15 protein-coding genes and 1 pseudogene (1 of these 16 only partly in view) are annotated in these 21,314 nt (G+C 69.8%); 13 read left to right on the top strand and 3 right to left on the bottom strand.

Features of this window, described 5'->3' with window-relative positions:
• Nucleotides 1–59 precede the first annotated feature (59 nt).
• From FDZ84_RS07180 to FDZ84_RS07155, 6 genes are all read left to right on the top strand, one after another.
• On the top strand, nt 60–1,409 hold the full coding sequence (locus tag FDZ84_RS07180) for a phosphomannomutase/phosphoglucomutase (RefSeq protein ID WP_168585256.1): 1,350 nt from the start codon (nt 60–62) through the stop codon (nt 1,407–1,409).
• Nucleotides 1,410–1,469: 60 nt separating this feature from the next.
• Nucleotides 1,470–1,685, top strand: coding sequence for a Trm112 family protein (locus tag FDZ84_RS07175; RefSeq protein WP_168585255.1), 216 nt, complete (start codon nt 1,470–1,472; stop codon nt 1,683–1,685).
• Nucleotides 1,686–1,690: 5 nt separating this feature from the next.
• Nucleotides 1,691–2,770, top strand: coding sequence for an SIS domain-containing protein (locus FDZ84_RS07170; RefSeq protein ID WP_168585254.1), 1,080 nt, complete (start codon nt 1,691–1,693; stop codon nt 2,768–2,770).
• Nucleotides 2,771–2,877: 107 nt separating this feature from the next.
• The gene (manA, locus tag FDZ84_RS07165; RefSeq protein WP_168589864.1) at nt 2,878–4,134 is read left to right on the top strand and encodes a mannose-6-phosphate isomerase, class I; all 1,257 of its coding nucleotides are present in this window, start codon (nt 2,878–2,880) and stop codon (nt 4,132–4,134) included.
• A 111-nt stretch (nt 4,135–4,245) separates the two neighbouring features.
• Complete coding sequence (locus FDZ84_RS07160; RefSeq protein WP_168585253.1) at nt 4,246–5,169, top strand: cation diffusion facilitator family transporter; 924 nt, start codon at nt 4,246–4,248, stop codon at nt 5,167–5,169.
• Between the two features lie 133 nt (nt 5,170–5,302).
• Nucleotides 5,303–6,841 carry an amino acid permease gene (locus FDZ84_RS07155; protein WP_210435459.1) on the top strand — a complete coding sequence of 513 codons (1,539 nt, stop codon included), beginning with the start codon at nt 5,303–5,305 and terminating at the stop codon, nt 6,839–6,841.
• A 404-nt stretch (nt 6,842–7,245) separates the two neighbouring features.
• Here the strand turns inward: FDZ84_RS07155 and FDZ84_RS07150 are convergent, their stop codons facing one another.
• Nucleotides 7,246–10,029, bottom strand: coding sequence for a hypothetical protein (locus FDZ84_RS07150; RefSeq protein ID WP_168585252.1), 2,784 nt, complete (start codon nt 10,027–10,029; stop codon nt 7,246–7,248).
• A 381-nt stretch (nt 10,030–10,410) separates the two neighbouring features.
• Nucleotides 10,411–10,888, bottom strand: a pseudogene (locus tag FDZ84_RS07145) (OsmC family protein).
• Between the two features lie 98 nt (nt 10,889–10,986).
• Between FDZ84_RS07145 and FDZ84_RS07140 the strand changes: the two are divergent.
• The 7 genes from FDZ84_RS07140 to secA all read left to right on the top strand — a co-directional run bounded on the left by FDZ84_RS07140 (nt 10,987) and on the right by secA (nt 21,251).
• Complete coding sequence (locus FDZ84_RS07140) at nt 10,987–11,634, top strand: dTMP kinase (protein ID WP_168589862.1); 648 nt, start codon at nt 10,987–10,989, stop codon at nt 11,632–11,634.
• Nucleotides 11,635–11,890: 256 nt separating this feature from the next.
• Nucleotides 11,891–12,568, top strand: a complete 678-nt coding sequence (gene mtrA / locus FDZ84_RS07135) for an MtrAB system response regulator MtrA (protein ID WP_168585251.1) — start codon at nt 11,891–11,893, stop codon at nt 12,566–12,568.
• A gap of 290 nt (nt 12,569–12,858) precedes the next feature.
• Nucleotides 12,859–14,619: an MtrAB system histidine kinase MtrB gene (gene mtrB / locus FDZ84_RS07130; protein WP_168585250.1), complete on the top strand. Its 1,761-nt coding sequence runs from the start codon at nt 12,859–12,861 to the stop codon at nt 14,617–14,619.
• Nucleotides 14,616–16,346: an LpqB family beta-propeller domain-containing protein gene (locus FDZ84_RS07125; RefSeq protein ID WP_168585249.1), complete on the top strand. Its 1,731-nt coding sequence runs from the start codon at nt 14,616–14,618 to the stop codon at nt 16,344–16,346. Before mtrB ends, FDZ84_RS07125 begins: the two co-directional genes overlap by 4 nt.
• A 55-nt stretch (nt 16,347–16,401) precedes the next feature.
• Nucleotides 16,402–17,088, top strand: coding sequence for a ComF family protein (locus FDZ84_RS07120; RefSeq protein ID WP_168585248.1), 687 nt, complete (start codon nt 16,402–16,404; stop codon nt 17,086–17,088).
• A gap of 416 nt (nt 17,089–17,504) precedes the next feature.
• Complete coding sequence (gene hpf, locus FDZ84_RS07115; protein WP_168585247.1) at nt 17,505–18,182, top strand: ribosome hibernation-promoting factor, HPF/YfiA family; 678 nt, start codon at nt 17,505–17,507, stop codon at nt 18,180–18,182.
• A 183-nt stretch (nt 18,183–18,365) separates the two neighbouring features.
• Entirely contained in the window at nt 18,366–21,251 is a 2,886-nt protein-coding gene (secA, locus tag FDZ84_RS07110; RefSeq protein WP_168585246.1) for a preprotein translocase subunit SecA, read from the top strand.
• On the opposite strand, the gene FDZ84_RS07105 is transcribed toward secA, so the two are convergent.
• A protein-coding gene (locus FDZ84_RS07105; RefSeq protein WP_168585245.1) for an Rv3235 family protein crosses the window boundary here: on the bottom strand, nt 21,252–21,314 show its final stretch. The gene runs 294 nt beyond the window's last position; 63 of the gene's 357 nt are visible here — the last part of the coding sequence; its start codon lies off the right edge, out of view — the gene reads right to left on this strand; the stop codon is at nt 21,252–21,254.

Genomic DNA, 21,314 nt, shown 5'->3' with positions numbered 1-21,314 from the left:
ACTCGATCGCCGGTAGGCTTCGGACCACGTCGTCGGACGCGGAACGGGGAGGGTGCAGCGTGCGAGACCTGTCGGGGATCGTCAAGGCATACGACATCCGGGGCGTGGTCGGCGACGGCTTGGACGCCGACGTGGTGCGGGAGATCGGCGCCGCTTTCACCCGGCTCGTAGGTGGCCCTGCGGTGGTCATCGGGCACGACATGCGGGAATCCTCACCGGGGTTGGCCGAGGCGTTCGCCGAAGGCGTCACCGGACAGGGCGTCGACGTGATCAACATCGGCCTGGCCAGCACCGACATGCTGTACTTCGCCTCCGGGCGGCTGGACCTGCCCGGCGCGATGTTCACCGCCAGCCACAACCCGGCCCGTTACAACGGCATCAAGCTGTGCCGTGCCGGGGCCGCCCCGGTCGGTCAGGACAGCGGCCTGTCCGAGATCCAGGAGTTGGTCGCCCACGGCGTGCCGGAGTTCCTGGGCGCGAAGGGCACCGCCACGCAGCGGAACCTGGTCGACGAATACGCCGCCTTCCTGCGCGAACTCGTCGACATCAGCGGTATCCGCCCGCTGAAGATTGTGGTGGACGCCGGCAACGGGATGGGCGGGCACACGGTCCCGACCGTCTTCGACGGCCTGCCGATCGAGCTCGTGCCGATGTACTTCGAGCTGGACGGAACCTTCCCCAACCACGAGGCCAACCCGCTGGACCCGGCGAACCTGGTCGACCTGCAGGCGAAGGTCCGCGAGGTCGGCGCCGACGCCGGGCTGGCCTTCGACGGCGACGCCGACCGCTGCTTCGTGGTCGACGAGCGCGCCGAACCGGTCTCGCCGAGCGCGATCACCGCGCTGGTCGCCGTCCAGGAACTGGCCAAGGAGCCCGGCGGGACAATCATCCACAACCTGATCACCTCCAAGGTCGTGCCCGAGATCGTCGCCGAGCACGGCGGCAGGCCGGTGCGGACCCGCGTCGGGCACTCGTTCATCAAGCAGACGATGGCCGAGACCGGGGCGATCTTCGGTGGGGAGCACTCCGCCCACTACTACTTCCGCGACTTCTGGCGCGCCGACTCCGGCATGCTCGCCGCGCTGCACATGCTCGCCGCGCTCGGCGGCCAGGACAAGCCGCTGTCCGAGCTGATGGCCGACTACTCGCGGTACGCCGCCTCCGGCGAGATCAACTCCACGGTCGACGACCAGCAGGGCCGGATGCGCGCCGTGGCAGCGGCCTTCGGTGACCGCAATGGCGCTCGTGTGGACGAGCTCGACGGGCTTACCGTGGAGCTGTCGGACGGCTCGTGGTTCAACTTGCGCCCGTCTAACACCGAACCGCTGCTCCGGCTCAACGTCGAGGCGAGGGACACTGACACGATGACCGCGCTGCGCGACGAGGTGCTGGCGATCGTCCGCGGATGACGTCCTTGCGGTCGGAGTGCGTGCCCGCGGGGTCGGTGCGGGTGAGTTTGGGAGGAAATAGTGGCCGTTGACCTGCAACCGCAGCTGTTGGAGATCCTGGCTTGCCCGTGCCCTGAGCACGCGTCGCTGCGGCCGGGGCTGGGGGAGGACGCGCAGGCCGACTACCTGACCTGCACCTCCTGCGGCCGCGGGTTCCCCGTCCGGGACGGGATTCCGGTGCTGCTGCTGGACGAGGCCGTCGGGGGCCCGGCCCCGGTCGCTGCCGGGGAGGGGTGACGTTCGTGCTGGACGACAGTCTCTTCGACGATCCGGCCAGGCTGGCCGACGTGGACTCCGGTGGCCTGCTGCGGCTCGCCGCCCTCTCCGGAGCGCAGGTCCGAGCCGCGCTGGAGACCGCGGGCGAGGCGGGGCTGGACGACCTCGCCGACGGTCGCCCGCGCGCCGTGGTGCTGTTGGCGCGGCCGGGCGTGGGGCCGGCCGTCTGCAGCCTGCTGGGCGCCCTCGCCGGGCCGCGGTGCCCGGTGCCGATGGTGATCGCCGAAGCCGTCCCGGCATGGGTCGGCGCGTTGGACGTCGTCTTCGCGCACACCGACGACGTCGGCGACGCGGTGCTGGCCGAATCGGTCTCGGTGGCCTGCCGCCGCGGCGCGACGGTCGTGCTCGCGGTCCCGGCGGACGGCCCGGTCGCCGCCGCTGGTGCGGGCCGCGCGAAGGTGCTCCCGCCGCGCATCCCGGTACCGCCGGCGCTGTCGTTCGCACATGTCTTCGCGGCCGGGCTCAGCACGCTCGGCGCCCTCGGGCTGCTGCGCTTCGACGCCGAACACCTGGCCGACGTGCTCGACCGGGAAGCCGAACGCGCGCACCCGAACCACGAGTCGTTGATCAACCCCGCGAAGTCGTTGGCGTTGCGCCTGGCCGACCGCACCCCGCTGCTCTGGGGCCTCGACCCGGTGTCCACAGCCGTCGCCGCGCACGGCCGGTTCGCACTCGGCTGCCACGCCGGAGTGCCCTGCGACGTCGCCGACTACCCGCAGGCGGTCACCGAGCGGGCGCTGCACCGAGCCGCTGCGGCGGTCGGATCCGAGGCGGACCTGTTCGCCGACCCCGAGGACGCCCCAGGTGCTCTGCTGCGCGCGTTCCTGGTCAGCTTGCGGCACGACGCACACGGGGAGGCCATCGAACGAGGCGCTGTGCGCGACTTGCCCAGCGCGGACCTCGTCACGCCCGGCGAGTCGGTGAGCGACGACGCCGTGCTGCGGTCCGGGGCGCTGGCCGCCCGGTTCGACCTGGCCGCCGTTTACCTGGGGTTGGCCGCCGGAACCCTGAACGGGCCCGGCTGGCCGGCGTTGGCGATGCACTGAGGGAAAGTTCAGGGGATGCCCCGATGCCGCCCGCCGGTCCGGCGCGGTGTGCTGTGCTGGGCGTCGAGCACGGGCAGACGCGAGGACGAGGAAGCGAGAAAACGACTGTGGAGCTACTGCGGAACGCGGTGCGCCCCTATGCGTGGGGCTCGCGTACCGCTATTGCTGATCTGCTCGGTCGGCCTGTCCCGACACCGCACCCCGAAGCCGAGCTGTGGATGGGCGCCCACCCCGGAGACCCGTCGCGGGTGGTCCGGTCCGACGGGGCAGAGGTGTCGCTGCTGTCCCTGCTGGACAGCGACCCTGCGCACCACCTGGGCCCGGAGTGCGTGGACCGGTGGGGCGGCCGGTTGCCGTTCCTGCTCAAGGTACTCGCGGCCGACGAGCCGCTGAGCCTGCAGGCGCACCCGTCGGCGGCGCAGGCCGCAGAGGGTTTCCACCGGGAGGAAGAAGCGGGCATCGCCCGCAACGCCCCCAACCGCAATTACCCGGACCCCACCGCGAAACCCGAGCTGATTTGCGCGTTGACCGAGTTCCACGCACTAGCCGGGTTCCGCGACGCGCAACGCACCGTGCGGCTGCTGGACGAACTGGCCCTCCCCAGTCTGCGCGCCCACCGCGAGCTGCTCGCCGCGCAACCCGATGCCGACGGGCTGCGCGCCCTGTTCACGACCTGGATCACGCTCCCCGAGCACTACCTGCGAGAAGTGCTGCCGGACCTGCTGGACGCCTGCGTGGCGCACGTGCGTGGCCGTGGCGAGTTCGCCCTCGAATGCCGGACGGTGCTCGAACTGGGCGAGGCCTACCCGAACGATGCCGGGGTGCTGGCCAGCCTGCTGCTGAACCGGCTCGTGCTCCAGCCGGGCGAGGCGATCTTCCTGCCCGCGGGGAACCTGCACGCCTACCTGCACGGCACCGGCATCGAGATCCTGGCCAACTCCGACAACATCCTGCGCTGCGGCCTGACGCCCAAGCACGTCGACGTCCCGGAGCTGCTGCGGGTCCTGGACTTCGCCTGCGGCAACATGCGGGTGCTCAAGGGCGAGTCGCTGGACGCGAACCTGACCGCCTACCGGACCCCGGCCGCCGAGTTCGAGCTGTCCAGGTTGGACTGGACGCCGGCCGAATCCGGCCCGGTCCTGCTGGATTCCGCCGGGCCGCAGATCCTGCTGTGCACCAGGGGAAGCGTCCGGCTGACCAGCGGCGCGCACGGCGGCAACGGGTCGTTGCCGCGCGAACTGGTGCTGGAACGCGGCCACTCGGTGTGGCTGGCGGCGTCCGACCCCGCCGTGCGGGTGCACCCCGTCGAGCTCGACGCGGACGGCAACGCCCAGGTCTTCCGCGCCGCCGCGGGCACGCTCTGAAACCCCGCGTTTCCGCGGACTCTATCCCCCGCGCGGGAACCAGCGGGTAGATTTCTCCCGTCATCGGGCCGGCCACCGGCCCCTTTCGCATACCGAATCGGGAGAAACATCGTGTCAGCAGGAGGCGGGACCAAGGCCATCGTGGCCGCGCTGGCCGCCAACGCAGGCATCGCCGTCGCCAAGTTCGGCGGGTTCCTGTTCACCGGGTCCTCGTCAATGCTGGCGGAATCGGTGCACTCGCTCGCCGACACCTCGAACCAGGCCCTGCTGCTGCTGGGGCAGAAGACCTCGCGGCGCAAGCCAACCGAGGAGCACCCCTTCGGGTACGGCCGGGACCGCTACTTCTACTCCTTCGTCGTCGCGCTGCTGCTGTTCAGCCTGGGCTCGGTGTTCGCGCTCTACGAGGGCACCCACAAGGTCCAGCACCCCGAGCCGCTGGAGTCGGCGTGGGTGGCGGTGGTCATCCTGCTGATCGCGATCGGCCTGGAGTCCTTCAGCTTCATCACGGCGATCAAGGAATCGAAGGCGCTCAAGGGCGGGCTGTCCTGGTGGCAGTTCATCCGGCAGGCCAAGACCCCGGAGCTACCGGTGGTGCTGCTGGAGGACTTAGGCGCGCTGATCGGCCTGGTGCTCGCGCTCGGCGGCGTCGGGCTCACCGTGCTGACCGGCAACCCGGTGTGGGACGGCATCGGCACCGTGTGCATCGGCCTCCTGTTGGGGGCGATCGCGATCGTGCTGATCGTCGAGACGAAGAGCCTGCTCATCGGCGAGGGCGCCGCCCGCGACGTGCTCGACGAGATCGTGGCGCAGCTCGAGTCCGAGCGCGTCGAGAAGGTCATCCACATCCGCACCCAGTACCTCGGTCCGGACGAGCTGCTGATCGCCGCCAAGATCGGCCTCGCCCCATCGTTGTCGGTGCGGGAGGTGGCCGCCGAGATCGACGACGCCGAGGCGAGGATCAGGGCGAAGGTGCCCGCGGCGCGCCTCATCTACCTCGAACCGGACTTGGAACGGGGCCGGGCTACGACCGGGTGACACCTATCTGCACGATGGGGAGCATCACGAAGCGTTAACGAATCGGGTGCCGGACTCAAGTCAGCGAGTACCAATCGAGAGATTCCAGGGTTAAGGTGCGATCCACAATTTGGGATTACTGAGGGAGGCGACAGTGCCAGGCACTGGGCTGTGGCGAACCAAGTCGGTCGAACAATCCATTCTGGATACCGACGAACCGGACACCAAGCTACGAAAGAACCTCGGCACCTGGGACCTGATCGTCTTCGGCGTGTCCGTGGTCATCGGTGCCGGCATCTTCACCCTCGCCGCGAGAACGGCAGGCGATGTCACTGGTCCTTCGGTATCACTCGCGTTCGTGCTCGCGGCGATCGCCTGCGGGTTGGCGGCGCTGTGCTACGCCGAGTTCGCCTCCACCGTTCCGGTCGCGGGCAGCGCGTACACGTACTCCTACGCCACGTTCGGCGAGTTCATCGCCTGGATCATCGGCTGGGACCTGATCCTGGAGTTCGCCGTCGCGGCGGCCGCGGTGGCCAAGGGCTGGTCGATCTACCTGGAGCAGGTGCTCAAGCTGATCGGCCTCGAGGTGCCCACGGTGCTGCCGCTCGGGCCGCTCCAGTTCGACTGGGGCGCCGTGCTGCTCACGGTGGTGCTGTGCACCCTGCTGGCCATCGGCACGAAGCTGTCGGCCCGCGTCAGCCTGGTCATCACGCTGATCAAGGTGGCCGTGGTGCTGCTGGTCATCGTGGTCGGCCTGGCCTACGTCAACGCGTCGAACTACAGCCCGTTCATCCCGCCGGCGCAGGCCGCCGCCGAGGACAGCCCGAAGCTGGAGCAGTCCCTGCTGTCGTTGATCCTCGGCGGCGAGACCAGCACCTACGGTGTCTTCGGCCTGCTGGCCGCGGCCTCGCTGGTGTTCTTCGCCTTCATCGGCTTCGACATCGTGGCCACCACCGCTGAGGAGACTCGCAACCCGCAGAAGATGGCGCCGCGCGGCATCCTCGGCAGCCTGGCGATCGTCACCGTGCTCTACGTCGCGGTCGCGATGGTGGTCACCGGCATGGTGCCCTACTCCGACCTGGCCACCGCCGAGGACGGCACCCGTGCCACGCTGGCCACGGCGTTCGCCCAGCACGGCATCAACTGGGCGGCGGCGATCATCTCGGTCGGCGCCCTGGCCGGTCTGACCACGGTCGTCATGGTGCTGCTGCTGGGGCAGACCCGCGTGCTGTTCGCGATGTCCCGCGACGGCCTCGTGCCGCGCGGCCTGGCCAAGACCGACCCGAAGACCGGCACCCCGGTCCGCGCGACCGTGCTGGTCGGTGCGGTCGTGGTCGTCGCGTCCGGGTTCTTCCCCGCGGACAAGCTGGAAGAGATGGTCAACGTCGGCACGCTGTTTGCCTTCGTGCTCGTCTCGCTCGGCGTGATCGTGCTCCGCAGGACCCGGCCCGACCTGCCGCGCGGCTTCCGCGCCCCGCTGGTGCCGTTCGTGCCGATCCTGGCGATCATCGCCTGCATCTGGCTGATGCTGAACCTGACCGCGCTGACCTGGGTCCGGTTCGTGGTCTGGATGGCGGCCGGCGTGGTGATCTACTTCCTGTACGGCCGCACCCACTCACGGCTGGGCCAGCGCCAGGCCGACGAGGTGGCCGCAGGTGGCGCAGTGCCCCGCGACGCGGAGTCGACCGAGTAGTCCGGTGACGCGCTGATCGATCGAAGCGGCGCCGCCTCATGAGGGCGGCGCCGCTTTTTGCATCCTCATTCGAACAAATGTTCACCTACCTGAGTGATGATCTCCCGGACTCGGGCCTGGATCATGGGATGCATGACATCGAAATCAGCTGTGACTAGGAACATTTACCCCGCCGCGCGCTCGTCCAGCAGAGCGGAGGGATCTGGGTGGCGGAGAGGCGCAGGAGGCCCTGATGGATGCTTCGCGTGCGCCGACTTCGTGCGTGATGCGAGGTCTTCGGGTGGACCGCCGCCGAGTTGGTCCATGCCTGGCGGAGGCGGCCCTCGGCCAGGCATGGAGCGTGGCGTGCTGTCGTGGTGGCCCCTCGGATCCCCGACGTCCGGTGGTCGGCCGCCCGACGCCGTTCAGCGATCGGAGGAGCGCAGCGGCATGCCGCGTTCCCACGGGGCGGTGCGGCCGCGGGGTTCGGTGATCTCCGGTAGCACCGACGGCTCCGGTCGGGGCCTCGTGTCCTGCTGCCGCGGCACCGCTGCGGTGGCCCGCTCCCGCTCGTCGACCCGAGCCGTCTCCGTCTCCTCGTCGTCGACCGGTTTGCGGGCCAATTCCTCGATAGTCTCGCCGAGGGACCCGCCGTCACCGCCCTGCGCCGTCAGGTGAGGCGCCTTCGGCGTGATCACCGGGGCCTGCGTCGTGGCCAGGGTCTGTGCCGGGGTCTGTGTCGTGGCTGGGGCCGGGGCTGGGGCCGGGGCCGGGGTCGGGGTCGGGGTCGGGGTCGGGGCCGTGGTCGGGGCCTGCGGTCGCAGCGGCAGCGCGGCCCCGCGGACCGGGGTTTCCAGGCCTGCGGCCATCGCGACGGCGCGGTCCCATTCCGGGTCGCCGCTGTAGTCGGTGTGCCCGAGCACGCCGGGAACCCAGCGGCGGCAGGAGAACGGGCCGCGCTGCGGGTCCGGGAGCCAATGGTCGCCGCCGAGCACCAGGGCGCCGGTCGGTCCGCGAGTGGCGGCTGGCAGCGGACCCTCGGTGCCGTCGGCCCGGAGCCCGACCCCGATCAGCATGCCGTCGTATACCTGCCGGTTCCAGGTGGTCACCGCGCCGCCGATCGGGTCGGTGCCGCGGCACAGCGAGCGCCAGCGACCGCCGAGCGCGCGGGCGAGGTCGCGCAGCGACGCGTGCGGCACCACGCCGGGGAACGCGCGCGGGTAAGCCCACTGGAGCTGGGAGCCCGCGGTCACCAGTCCGACCCGTTCGCGGTCGGCCTCGGGCAGCGACTCCAGCAGCCGGGCGGTCGCGACGGCCGCGAGCAGGCTGCCCTGGCTGTGCCCGACGAGCACCACGCGGGTATTCGGGTCGGCGAGGTGCACGGTGGCGCGGGCGGCGAGTTCGGGGATCACCTTCAGCGCGTAGCACGGTGGCACCACGGGATGCGCCTCGCGCGGCCAGAACAGGGCCAGATCGCAGAGCACGCCGAGGTAGCGGGCCGTGTCGCGCTTGGTGGCGGCCAGGTACACCATCCGCAGCAACCCAACGGCGAGCGTCGCGAGCGCGGCGACCCCCACTCCGACCAGCCAGCCGGACCAGGCGAAGCCCGGCAGTTCAGCGACCCGCGCCACCAGGGCCAACGCGGCGCTGACCGCCAGCACCCCAGCGATCACGAGGAGGACGAGATGTGAATAGCGGCGCTGCAGGTCCGCCCACTTCCAGGCATTGGCCGCCGCGCGCTGGTCTGCGGGCCGACCCGCGTGCAGCAGGGCGACCTCGTCGGGGATCGAGTCGTCGGCTCCCAAGGGACCGTCCGGGCCGTCCCCGCCGGGACCGTCGTTGTCGGTGAGCCCCGTGCGCCACCGCTTCACCAGCATCCACGGGGTTCCGATGATCCCGGCGGCCAGGAGCAGCACGGCGGTCGTGCCCCAGAAGATCGTCACGTCGTCGTACGCGGCGGGCAGCAACAGCACCGGGTCGCCGGGCTCCTGCGAGGCGCCGAGCGCCTTGCTCACGCTCAGCCCGAGGCCCGCGCCGAACCCGTTGCCGAGCATGCACGCGACCATCAGCACCGGAGCGGTCATCCAGCCACCAGCCCATGGGCGGAGCCTAGGCGGGCAAGCCTTCCAGCCGGGCCGTGCCAGCAGTGCGGCGGGCGCGAGCAGGACGGCCACCGCAAGGCAGGTGAATACCAGCGCGCCGGTGATCGCGTCGATCGTGGCGCCCGAGCCCGGCAACTCGCCCGCCAGCGGTCCGGGGAGGAACGCGACCGAGCACAACAGCACTACGGCGGTGGAGATCAGTGCGCGGCGCGGAGTGCGACCGAGAACGCTCCGCAGCGCCTTCTCCTTGCCGTCGAGCTGCATTCGGGCCGGGTCGTCGAGCGCGACGGTTCCGGTCAAGGCGATGGCGAGCAGTGTCGCGGCGACCAGCCAACGCGGATCGGCGCTGATCGCGAACGGCCCACCGAGCGCGACCAAAGCCACTGTGGACAGTGCGGCGACGATGTGCAGTGCGCGCAGTGCGGGCGTGTCCGGGTCTGCGACGACATTCGCGCCGGGCAGCATCGGTGCTCGGGCCGAGTGCTGCGGTTTGTCGGTCTTCGGAGCGGAGATTTGCCAGGACACAGTGGACAAGCGATGCATTAGGAGGATCACGAGCCCAACAGGCAGCAGGGCGGCCGAGGAGCGCAGGATGTCGATGCGCCGGACGGCGTCCGGGACGAACTCCATGCATGGCACGCCGGGCTGGAGGCATTGCGCGGCGACCAGGTCCAGGGTGACGACCGTCAACTGCGCGACGAACAGCATCGTCAGCAGTACGGCGGAAATGCGGAGCAGCGCGCGCAGCGCGGACGAGAGTGCGCTGCTGAGCGGGTTGCCGGTCTTGGCCGGCGGCAGCATCCAGTGGGCCATGTTGGCCAGCGCGAACGGGAACAGCAGGGCCCAGGTCGCCTTGGTCAGGCCGCCGGAGGTCATGCCGCCCCAGACGTAGCCTTCGACGATGCGGGGCACCGCGCGGTCTCCGGCCGACAGCATCGGTCCGGGAACGGGACGGCGCAGGCGGTCGGCCGGGCGCATGATGCGACCGATGCCGTCGCCGGCGACGTCCACCGAGGCCACCGAATCGGTCAGCTCGTCGCCCGTGGTGCCGAGGATGCCGTGTACCCGCAGCTCGACGACGCGGGTGTCGGGCCCGGGTATTTGCACTGGATCCTCCCGAGCGGTTGTTGATCGTCGAAATGTCGGTGGCGATTCTCCACCGCTGATCGACATCTGGCGAGCTATGCCCCTCCGATTGTGATCGCCCGGAGTACCCCATGTCCCGGATTCCTCGCAGGTTTCTGGGCTGGTTTGGCGCGGCGGTGTGGTTGTGGCCCGTCGGGAGCAGCTGGTCCCGGCTCGGGTGAGGCGGCCGCGGCTGCGCGCAAGGCAATCGGCGGAGCCGGTTGCGCCGCGCTGACCAGCAAGTTTGATCGCTTTCCTGGGACAAGGGGCGGGTGTTGATGAGGGAGACTTAGCGAGCGGCGCCGGTCCGGTGGTGACCTGCGCCGGGGAACTCCGCCGGTCGGCGGAGTTCCCCGGCGAACGTCACTGCGGGGTGGTGATCTCGGGCTCGTGGCGGACCGGGAAGTTGACCGAGTTGGCGATGAAGCACTTGCTTTGCGCCTGCTCGTGCAGCTTCTCGGCCATCGGCAGCATCGCCACGTCGGCGATCGTCACCTGTGAGCGGAGCACGACCTCGGTGAAGTGCCCACCGGTGTCGGGGTTTCAACCATGTCTCCGCTCGCGTCGTCCTGGTAGGCGGTGACGACGATGCCCGAGGTGCTGCACAGCGCGAGATACCACAGCATGTGGCACTGGGACAAAGCCGCGACCAGGAGGTCTTCCGGGTTGTGGAGTTCGGGATCGCCGCGGAAAGCGGGATCGGCCGACGCCTTCAGCGGCGGCTTGCCGTCGACGTCCACGACGTGTTCGCCGCTGTAGCCGCGGTACGAAGCGGTCCGTCGCCGGTGTTGCCGGTCCAGGTGGCTGTCGTTCGATAGGAACTGCGGCATACTTGTTGTATACTACGGAATCGATTGCGGCAGAACAGGATTCGTGCAATCGGGCGAGTGGTCGAGGGCGTCCGGAGGGGAGGTGACCGACTCGACTACCGTCGTTGGCGTGGGTCGACTAATCGTCATCGAGGGTCTGGACGGCGCTGGCAAGCGCACGCTCGCCAACGGGATTGCGGCGGAGCTGACCGCTCGCGGCCGCTCCGTGGCCCGCTCGGCGTTCCCGCGCTACGCGGACAACGTCCACGCCGAGCTCTTCGCCGAGGCGCTCCGCGGTCGCCACGGCGACCTCGGCGGCTCCGTCCACGGCATGGCCGTCCTCAACGCGCTCGACCGCCGTGCCGCGGCGGACTCGCTGCGCGCGGACCTCCGCACGCACGACGTCGTCCTCCTCGACCGCTACGTCGCCTCGAACGCCGCTTACGGCGCCGCTCGGCTCCACCAGGACGGTCACGGCGACTTCGTCGCCTGGGTCTACGAGCTGGAGGTGACGCGCTTCGCGCTGCCGAAACCGGATCTGCAGATCCTGCTGCAGGTTCCGTCGGAGGTGGCGGCCGCCCGCGCCGAGCACCGGGAACGGACCGAAGTGGACCGCCAGCGCGATGCCTTCGAGTCGGATGCGTCGTTGCAGCAGCGCTGCGGCAAGGTCTACGAGCAGCTTGCGGCGGAGAACTGGTGGTCGCCATGGGTGGTGGTAGACGGCGTGAACCACGTGGACTTCGCGGCTCTCGTCGACAAGCACGTCCTGGTGTGGTGAGCGGCAGGCGGTCCCGCGCGGAACGGTCCTAAGTGCACATTCGCCCGATGGTGCAGCTCTAGGCCGAGTTCTCGTTGCTACGCGGCGTGATTCGAGCGATACCCGCGGTGGAGTCTCGACGGTGTGCAAAACCACTGCTGTGAGTACTCCATTCGGCGGTATCGGTTGGGTCGAACCGGTCGCTGTGCCGCGACCTGCGACGACGATCAGCGGGTGGATGCACGGCGGCGGGGTGACAAGTGCAACCATGTTGGCCATGAAGGCACGCGTGCTCGTGGTGGACGACGATCCGGCCCTGGCCGAAATGCTGACCATCGTGCTCCGGGGCGAGGGGTTCGAGACCGCCGTCGTCAACGATGGCACCAAGGCGTTGCCTGCCTTGCGGGAGCTCAAGCCGGACCTTGTCCTGCTGGACCTGATGCTGCCGGGGATTAACGGCATCGACGTCTGCAAGGCCATCCGCACCGAGTCCGTCGTGCCGATCGTGATGTTGACCGCGAAGAGCGACACGGTCGACGTGGTGCTGGGCCTGGAGTCCGGCGCCGACGACTACGTGGTCAAGCCGTTCAAGCCGAAGGAGCTGATCGCCCGGCTGCGGGCCCGGCTGCGCAGGACTGATGCGGAGCCGGCCGAGGTGCTGACCATCGGCGACGTGACCATCGACGTGCCCGGCCACGAGGTGACCCGCGACGGCCAGTCGATCGCGCTGACCCCACTGGAGTTCGACCTGCTGGTGGCGCTGGCCCGCAAGCCGCGCCAGGTGTTCACCCGCGAGGTCTTGCTGGAGCAGGTGTGGGGTTACCGGCATGCCGCCGACACCCGGTTGGTCAACGTCCACGTCCAGCGCCTGCGGTCGAAGGTGGAGCGCGACCCGGAGCGCCCCGAGGTGGTGCTCACGGTCCGTGGCGTCGGTTACAAGGCCGGCCCCCCGTGATGTCGTGATCGAGAGTCGGGGCGCCCGCTCGCGAGCAGGCGCCCCGACTCTTCCAAGCGAAGTTCCGGGGTGGTGTCGCAGCCCCGGAGACCGCACCGTGCCCGGCCCGCCCCTGGAGGACGGGTGGTGCGAGTTGCGTGTGGTGGAAGAAGCGGCTTGGGCGGCAAGACCTCCCACCGAGCGCAGTGGTCTCGCGACCGGTTGCGGACACCGGTGTAGGTCGTCGGTCGAGCCTTTGACAAAGTTGCTAGCCGGGTCATAGCCGCGGAGGGGCCCGGGGGACGGTTGCCGTGAGCGTGTGGACGCGTCGAGGCCGCTTGGTTCAGCGGCTGATCAGCCGTGTCCGCGAAGAGGCCCGCAGCCGGTGGCGCCGCTTCGAGGCGCTGTGGCGGCGCTCGATGCAGTTGCGCGTCGTGGTAAGCACCCTCGCCCTGTCGATGGCCGTGGTCTTCGTGCTGGGCATGGTGCTGCAGTGGCAGATCACCTCGCAGCTGTTGACCGCCAAGGAGGCCGCCGCGATCTCGCAGGTCGAGGTCAGCCAGCCGATCCTGGAGCGCGAACTGACCGCGGTCGACCCGAACGCGGACAACGTCGCCGAACAGCTGCAGGCCGCGCTGAACCGGCTGACGACGACGTCCTCCGGGCAGTCCACGACCGACACGGTGGCCGGGGCGTTCGAGCCAGTGCTGGTCGACGGTCGCGCGCCGGGTGACCGGCGGCTGCAACCGGCCGCGGGCCCGATCTCCTACGTGCCGGACGACCTGCGCCAGTTCGTCGAGCGCGGCCAGCTGACCACCAAGATCACCACGGTGACGAACGAGACAGGCGCCGTCACGATGCTCGCGGTGGGCACCCCGGTAAGCACCGCGACCCGGCCGCTGCAGGTCTACCTGCTGTTCCCGCTGACCGCCGAGCAGAACACCCTCCGGGTCGTGCAGCAAACCCTGCTGCTCGGCGCGCTGGTGCTGCTGGTGCTGCTGGGCGCCATCACGAACCTGGTGACCCGCCAGGTAGTGCGCCCGGTGCGGCAGGCCGCGCAGATCGCCGAGCAGCTCGCCGAGGGCGATCTGGACAAGCGGATGCGGGTGATCGGCGAGGACGATGTGGCCCGGCTGGCCGAGTCGTTCAACGAGATGGCCGACAGCCTCAAGCACCAGATCACGAAGCTCGAGGAGTTCGGCCAGCTGCAGCGCCGGTTCACCTCGGACGTCTCCCATGAGCTGCGCACCCCGCTGACCACGGTGCGGATGGCCGCCGACGTGCTGCACGCCTCCCGGGAGCAGTTCCCGCCCGGTCTGTCCCGCTCGACCGAGTTGCTGGTGGACGAGCTCGACCGGTTCGAATCGCTGCTGGCCGACCTGCTGGAGATCTCCCGGTTGGACGCCGGCGTCGCCGACCTGGCCGCCGAGCCGCTGGACCTCACCGAGCTGGCGGAGCGTTCGGTGGAGTCGTTGCGCGCGATCGCCGACACCAGCGGTGTGGCGCTGCGGGTGATCGCGCCGTCCACCGCGCGCGCCGATCTCACCATCGTCGCCGACGCCCGCCGGGTAGAGCGGATCATGCGGAACCTGGTGGCCAACGCAATCGACCACGCCGAAGGCGGACCGGTGGAGATCCGCTTCGGCGGGAACGAGCATGCCGTCGCGGTGACCGTCCGGGACTACGGCGTCGGGCTGCGCTCGGGCGAGGCCGAGCTGGTGTTCACCCGGTTCTGGCGGGCCGACCCGTCCCGTAACAGGCGCACCGGTGGCACCGGCCTCGGGCTGTCGATCAGCCAGGAGGACGCCCGGTTGCACGGCGGCACGCTGGACGCGTGGGGTGAGCCCGGCGAGGGCTCCTGCTTCCGGCTCACCCTGCCCCGACGGCCGGGGGACTCGTTCGACGAAAGCCCGCTGCAACTGCCCGGCAACCGCCGCATCGCGGCGCCGGAGGCGCTGCTCGCAGCCGGCGTCGGTCCGCCGCAGGATGGCGAGGCCGGGGAGGCCGGTGAGCGGGAGATCCGCGACCTCGGACCGGCGCGGCTCTCCGAGGAGACCTGGGAGGACAAGTGAGGGACGTGCGTCTCGTCCGCCGGGTGGCGGTGCTGTTGGCCCTGCTGCTGTCGGTGTCGGCGTGCGCATCGATCCCGGAGAGCTCGGATCCGAAGGCGGTCCGGGCGGTCGACGAGAGCAACGCGACCGCGCCGGTGCCCCAGCCGCCCAGCGGCACCGACCCGCTCGCCCTGGTCCGCAGCTTCGTCAACTCGTCCGCCGTCCCGGAGAGCAACCACGAGTCGGCGCGGCTGCACCTCACCCCGCCGGTCGGCCGGGCCTGGACCCCGCCGCCGGGCCTGCTGATCGTGGACAACGTCGACACGATCCCGGCGCAGCCTGCCGTGCCGTTGCCCAACGGTGCGCAGGTGGTCGGCCTGCAGGCCGACAAGGTGGGGCGGCTTCTGCCGGACTCGTCCTTCGTGCCGGAGACCGGTGAGTACCAGACGCAGGTGCGCGTGGAGCGGCAGCCGAACGGCGAGTGGCGCATCGCGACGCCGCCACCCGAACTCGTCACCAGCCGGAGCTCGTTCAACGCCGTGTACCGGGCGGTCCCGATCTACTTCATGGACCACGACTCGACCGGCGTCGTCCCGGATTTGCGGTACGTGGTGTCGCAGCCGGCGAGTACGCTGCCCAGGCGGGTCGTCGACCTGCTGACCAGCGGGCCGTCCGAAGGTCTGCAGTCTGCGATGCACACGGCCATCCCCGCCGGGGTGCATCCGAAGACCAACCCCACCGAAACCAGGGACGGTGCCCTGGAGGTCAACCTCAGCGATCTCGGAACTTTGCCGCGTGAAAACCGTCGGCTGATCGCGGCCCAGGTCGTGTTCACCCTGCAAAGCGTCAGCAACGCACGCGTGCGGCTGAAGGTGGAGGGCTCGCCGCTGCTGTCGGACGGGAAGGACCTGTGGCCCACCGACCTCGGGTCCTACGAGACCAACAACATCCCGCGCCAGGACTTGCCCGGGTTGGCCGTGGTCGACGAGCGGCTGGTGGTCCTGAACGAGAACGCGCCGCCGATCCCGGGCCCGGCCGGCTCGGGCGAGTACGACGTGCTCCGGGCCGGGCAGTCGCCCGACGGCGCACAGCTCGCGGCGGTCACCCGACGCCCCGGTGGCGTCGGTGTCGAGCTGCGGGTCGGCCGCTACGGCGGGCACCTGCCCGAACTCCCGACTACCGGTGCCGACATGAGCAAACCGACCTGGCGCGGGAAATCCGAAGTGTGGACCGTTGTGGACGGTCGCGACGTGGTCCGCGCGCTGGCCAGCGGCAACAGCTGGGTGCCGCGTCAAGTGGATGCCGGGGCGCTCTCCGGTCGCGGGCCGATCAACGACCTGCGGCTGTCCCGCGACGGCACCCGGGTCGCGGCGGTGGTCAACGGGCGGCTCGTGGTGGCCGGAGTGTCCGATCAGGACGATCGGGTAATGCTGCAGCGGCCGATCGAGCTGCCGTCCCCGGAGGCAGTGCGGATCACCGGCGTCGAGTGGCTGCAGAACGACTCGCTGGTGGCGGTCACCGACAGCAACACCACGCCGGTATTCGAGGTGTCGGTCGACGGGTTCCGCTGGGCCCCGTTCACCGCGGCTAACCTCGGCCAGCCGTTGAAAGCGGTGACGGTCGCAAGCGGTGGCCGGGTGGTTGTCGGCGACCGCAGCGGGATCTGGGAGTCCCGGGACACCGACGACGTCTGGTCCCTGCTCCCGGTCCCGATCCGCGGTGGCTCCATCCCGTTCTTCCCCGGCTGACCGGACCCGACACGCGTCGGTGAGTCGGGCGAGCGATCTGCGGCACGATCTGCCGATGCGCGTTCCTTGGCTCGACGCCGGGCTTTCTGGGCTGGTTGACCTGGTGCTGCCGCTGCGCTGCGCGGGCTGCGACGTGGCGGGCACGGCCTGGTGCCGGGACTGCTCGCGCGAGCTGGGCGGGCTCCGCCGCGTCGAACGACCGCTGCTCGAACCGGGGCCACCGGCGTACGCGCTCGGCAGGTACCGGGGCGCGGCCCGCCGTGCGGTGCTCGCCTACAAGGAGTCCGGTCGCCGCCACCTAGCCGAGCCGCTGGCCCGGCACCTCGCGGTCGGGCTGTGCGCGATCGCTGCGGAGCACCGGCTCGACCAGGCGTGGTGTCTGGTGCCGGCGCCGTCGAGGGCGATCGCATCCCGTCGCCGGGGTGGCGCGCACATGTCCCGCATCGCGCACCGGGCGGCGGCCGCGCTGACCGCCTCTGGTCAACCCTCGGTCGTCGCGGATTGCCTGATCACCGCACGTGGGGCGGCGGATTCGGCCGGTCTGGATGCGGCCGAACGAGTGCGCAACCTGTCCGGCCGAGTGCTCGGCCGGACAGGTCGAATTCCACCGCCGACGGCGCAAGTGGCCGTGATCGACGACGTCATCACCACCGCGGCGACAGCCGCGAGCTGCGTGGCGGTGCTTGGAACCGCAGGTGTCGAAGTCGCTGCGGTGCTCAGCCTGACCGCGACGGCGGGCTGAAGCATTCGGGTGGATTGCGGTTGGCCGAACGGCCTCGGGAACTTCACCTGCCGTCCACACGTTTTCCCGTTGTGAGCAGGCACAATCCGGTCCTTCGGCGACCCGGCGCGGAGCTACTGCGCGTAGCCTCCGAACGGGTGAAAATTGAGTCCGATGGGGTTCCACGGATGCGGATGGTTCACCCTGCTTCATGCTTCGAACGGTGGCACCAATCACTCTCGGTGGCCGCTTGACTTCGCCCGACAAGGGGGGTGTCACAAATCGGTAAACCGAGCTAACGTGCCACTCAATCCAGCCAACCGAGGCGGAGGGAAGGAGCGAAAGTCCATGTCCCTGGCGCCGGAAGTGAGCTGATTGCCTTCCGCGCGCCCGCCGAGCACACCTCGCCTACGGCACGCAAGGAACGGAGGTCGTGAATGGACATCGTCGTCAAGGGTCGCAACGTCGAGGTTCCCGAGCACTACCGGGAGCACGTCAATTCGAAGCTGACCCGGCTTGAGCGGTACAACAAGAAGGCCATTCGGGCTGATGTGGAACTGTTCCACGAGCGGAATCCCCGCCAGGCCAAAAACTGCCAGCGAGTCGAGATCACGCTGATGGGCAAGGGCACGCCCGTTCGTGCCGAGGCCTGCGCCGGCGATTTCTACGCCGCACTCGACGCCGCGACGACCAAGCTGGAGAGCAGGCTCCGGCGCATGCACGACCGTAGAAAGGTGCACTACGGACAGCACAACCCGACTTCTGTGGCCGAGGCGACCGCAGCGATGGCGGACCGGCCCGTGGTGATGGGCCAGGGCGCCGCCGCGGCCGAAGGCCGGACCGCGCTGCTGGAAGCGCCCCGGGAGGTGGACGAGTACGCCGCCGAGGTACCGGAACAGCGGATGGCCGCGGAGGACGGGTACGAACCTGGTCGGGTCATCCGAGAGAAGGAACACCCGGCCAAACCGATGACCGTCGACCAAGCCCTCTACGAGATGGAACTGGTCGGACACGACTTCTACCTCTTCTCCGACGCCGATAGCGGTAGGCCGAGCGTGGTCTACCGGCGGAAGGGATTCGACTACGGCGTGATCAGGTTGGCGGACGCCCTGTAGGGCGAGTCTGCGCCAACGCCGACCCGAACGGCTGTCCCCCGCGTACCGTGGTTCGCGGGGGACAGCCGCGTGTGGGGCCCGCCGGGGCCGCACCGTATCGCGGGTTCCCATCACCAGCTCTAATACGATGGCCACAAAGCGTCCGTGACGGACGCGTCACGATCAGCTAGTGAGGTCGACCGGATGGTCCTGTCCCGACTGCTCCGCGCCGGCGAGGGCAAGATGCTAAAGCGTCTGCGCAACATCGCGGCGCACATCAACGAGCTTGAAAAGGACGTCGTCGCACTGTCCGACGCCGAGCTGCGGGGCAAGACCGACGAGTTCAAACGCCGGCACGCCGAAGGTGAAGCCCTCGACGAACTGCTGCCCGAAGCCTTCGCGGTGGCTCGGGAGGGCGCCAAGCGCACTCTGGGCCAGCGCCACTTCGACGTGCAGCTGATGGGCGGCGCGACCCTGCACCTCGGCAACATCGCCGAGATGAAGACCGGTGAGGGTAAGACCCTGACCTGCGTGCTGCCCGCCTACCTCAACGCGATCACCGGCAAGGGTGTGCACGTCGTCACGACCAACGACTACCTGGCACGCCGCGACGCCGAGTGGATGGGCCGCGTGCACCGCTTCCTCGGCCTGGACGTCGGCGCGATCCTGGCCGACATGACGCCGGAGCAGCGGCGCAAGGCCTACGCGGCGGACATCACCTACGGCACGAACAACGAGTTCGGCTTCGACTACCTGCGCGACAACATGGCCTGGAGCCTGGCCGACTGCGTGCAGCGCGGGCACAACTTCGCCGTCGTCGACGAGGTCGACTCCATCCTGATCGACGAGGCCCGGACGCCGCTGATCATCTCCGGTCCCGCCGACCAGTCCTCGCGCTGGTACCAGGAGTTCGCCCGGCTCGCCCCGATGCTCAAGCGCGACCAGCACTACGAGGTGGACGAGCGCAAGCGCACCGTCGGCGTCACCGAAGACGGCGTCACCCTCATCGAGGACCAGCTCGGCATCGACAACCTCTACGAGGCGGCCAACACCCCGCTGGTCGGCTACCTCAACAACGCGCTGAAGGCCAAAGAGCTTTACAAGTGTGACAAGGACTACATCGTCCGCGACGGCGAGGTGCTGATCGTCGACGAGTTCACCGGCCGCATCCTGGCCGGGCGCCGCTACAACGAGGGCATGCACCAGGCGATCGAGGCCAAGGAAGGCGTTGAGATCAAGGCCGAGAACCAGACTCTGGCCACGATCACGCTGCAGAACTACTTCCGCCTCTACGACAAGCTGGCCGGCATGACCGGTACGGCCGAGACCGAGGCGGCCGAGTTCCACACCACCTACAAGCTCGGCGTGGTGCCGATCCCGACCAACAAGCCGATGGCCCGTGCCGACCAGCCGGACCTGGTCTACAAGACCGAGCCGGCGAAGTTCGAAGCGGTCGCCGAGGACATCGAGGAGCGGTACCAGGCGGGCCAGCCGGTCCTGGTGGGCACCACCAGCGTGGAGCGCTCCGAGTACCTGTCGAAGCTGCTCACCCAAAAGGGCATCCCGCACAACGTACTGAACGCGAAGAACCACGCGCGGGAAGCCGCGATCATTGCCGAGGCGGGTCGCAAGGGCGCGGTCACGGTCGCCACCAACATGGCCGGTCGCGGTACCGACATCGTGCTCGGCGGCAACATCGACCACCTCGCCGACGCCGAACTGCGCAGCCGCGGCCTCGACCCGGTGGAGAACCGCGAGCAGTACGAAGCCGAATGGCCTGCGGTGGTCGAAAAGATCACCGCGCAGGCCAAGGCCGAGGGCGAGGAGATCCGCGAGGTCGGCGGCCTCTACGTGCTGGGTACCGAGCGGCACGAGTCGCGGCGCATCGACAACCAGCTCCGCGGCCGTTCCGGCCGGCAGGGCGACCCCGGCGAGTCTCGGTTCTACCTGTCGCTGGGCGACGAGCTGATGCGGCGCTTCAACGCCGCGATGGTCGAGACCGTGATGACCCGGCTCAAGGTGCCCGACGACGTGCCGATCGAGCACAAGATGGTCAGCCGCGCCATCCGCAGCGCGCAGACCCAGGTCGAGCAGCAGAACATGGAGATCCGCAAGAACGTCCTCAAGTACGACGAGGTCATGAACCAGCAGCGGACCGTCATCTACGACGAGCGGCACCGCGTGCTGGCCGGTGAAGACCTGCACGAGCAGGTTATGCACATGCTCACCGACGTGGTGACCGCCTACGTCGACGCGGAGACCGCCGAGGGCTACGCCGAGGACTGGGACTTCGAGAAGCTCTGGACCGCGCTGAAGGCCCTCTACCCGGTGTCGATCGGCTGGGAAGCGCTCGTCGAGGACGAGGAGGACCTGTCCAAGGAGCGCCTGCTGGAACTCGTCCTGGAGGACGCGCGCGACGGGTACGCGAAACGCGAGGCGGAGGTCGACGGCAAGGTCGGGCCGGGCGCGATGCGCGAGCTTGAGCGCCGGGTGGTGCTCAGCGTCCTGGACCGCAAGTGGCGCGAACACCTCTACGAGATGGACTACCTCAAGGAGGGCATCGGGCTGCGGGCGATGGCGCAGCGCGACCCGTTGATCGAGTACCGCCGCGAGGGCTTCGACATGTTCGGGGCAATGCTGGAGGCGCTCAAGGAGGAGTCTGTCGGATTCCTGTTCAACGTCCAGGTCGAGGCGGCCGAGCCGCAGCCCGCGCCGGAGGCCCCGGCGGTGCCGGTGTCGGTCAGCCAGGTCGGCAGCGGCACTCCGGACGTGCCCCAGACCCCGCAGCCGACGCAACCGGCCCCACAGCAGGCCGCGCAACCGCGGCCCAAGCGGGCCCGGCATGCGTCCGCCGGCCCCGCGTTGAGCCAGCTCGCGCCGGCGGGTGACGGCGAGCAGGTCCCGTCCGCGCTGCGCGGCAAGGGCCTCGGTTCGCCGCAGCAGCAGGGGCTGAGCTACTCCGGGCCGGACGAGACCGGCGGCGTGGAGACCAGCAGCGACGCGGACCAGGGCCCGGAGGCGCGCGGCGGCACCCGTCGCGAGCGCCGGGCGGCCGCGCGAGCCGAGTCGAAGAAGCAGAAGAAGCGCTGATCAGACCAGGGACAACAGGGTGCAAACCCAGCGCCCGTCGTCCTGTTCGACGCGCATGACCAG

Origin of the sequence: Saccharopolyspora sp. ASAGF58 (genome assembly GCF_012277335.1) — a bacterium.
GTDB lineage: Bacteria > Actinomycetota > Actinomycetes > Mycobacteriales > Pseudonocardiaceae > Saccharopolyspora > Saccharopolyspora hattusasensis.
Note: the sequence above shows the minus strand (reverse complement) of the source record. Positions and strands in the feature narration are given on the sequence as shown.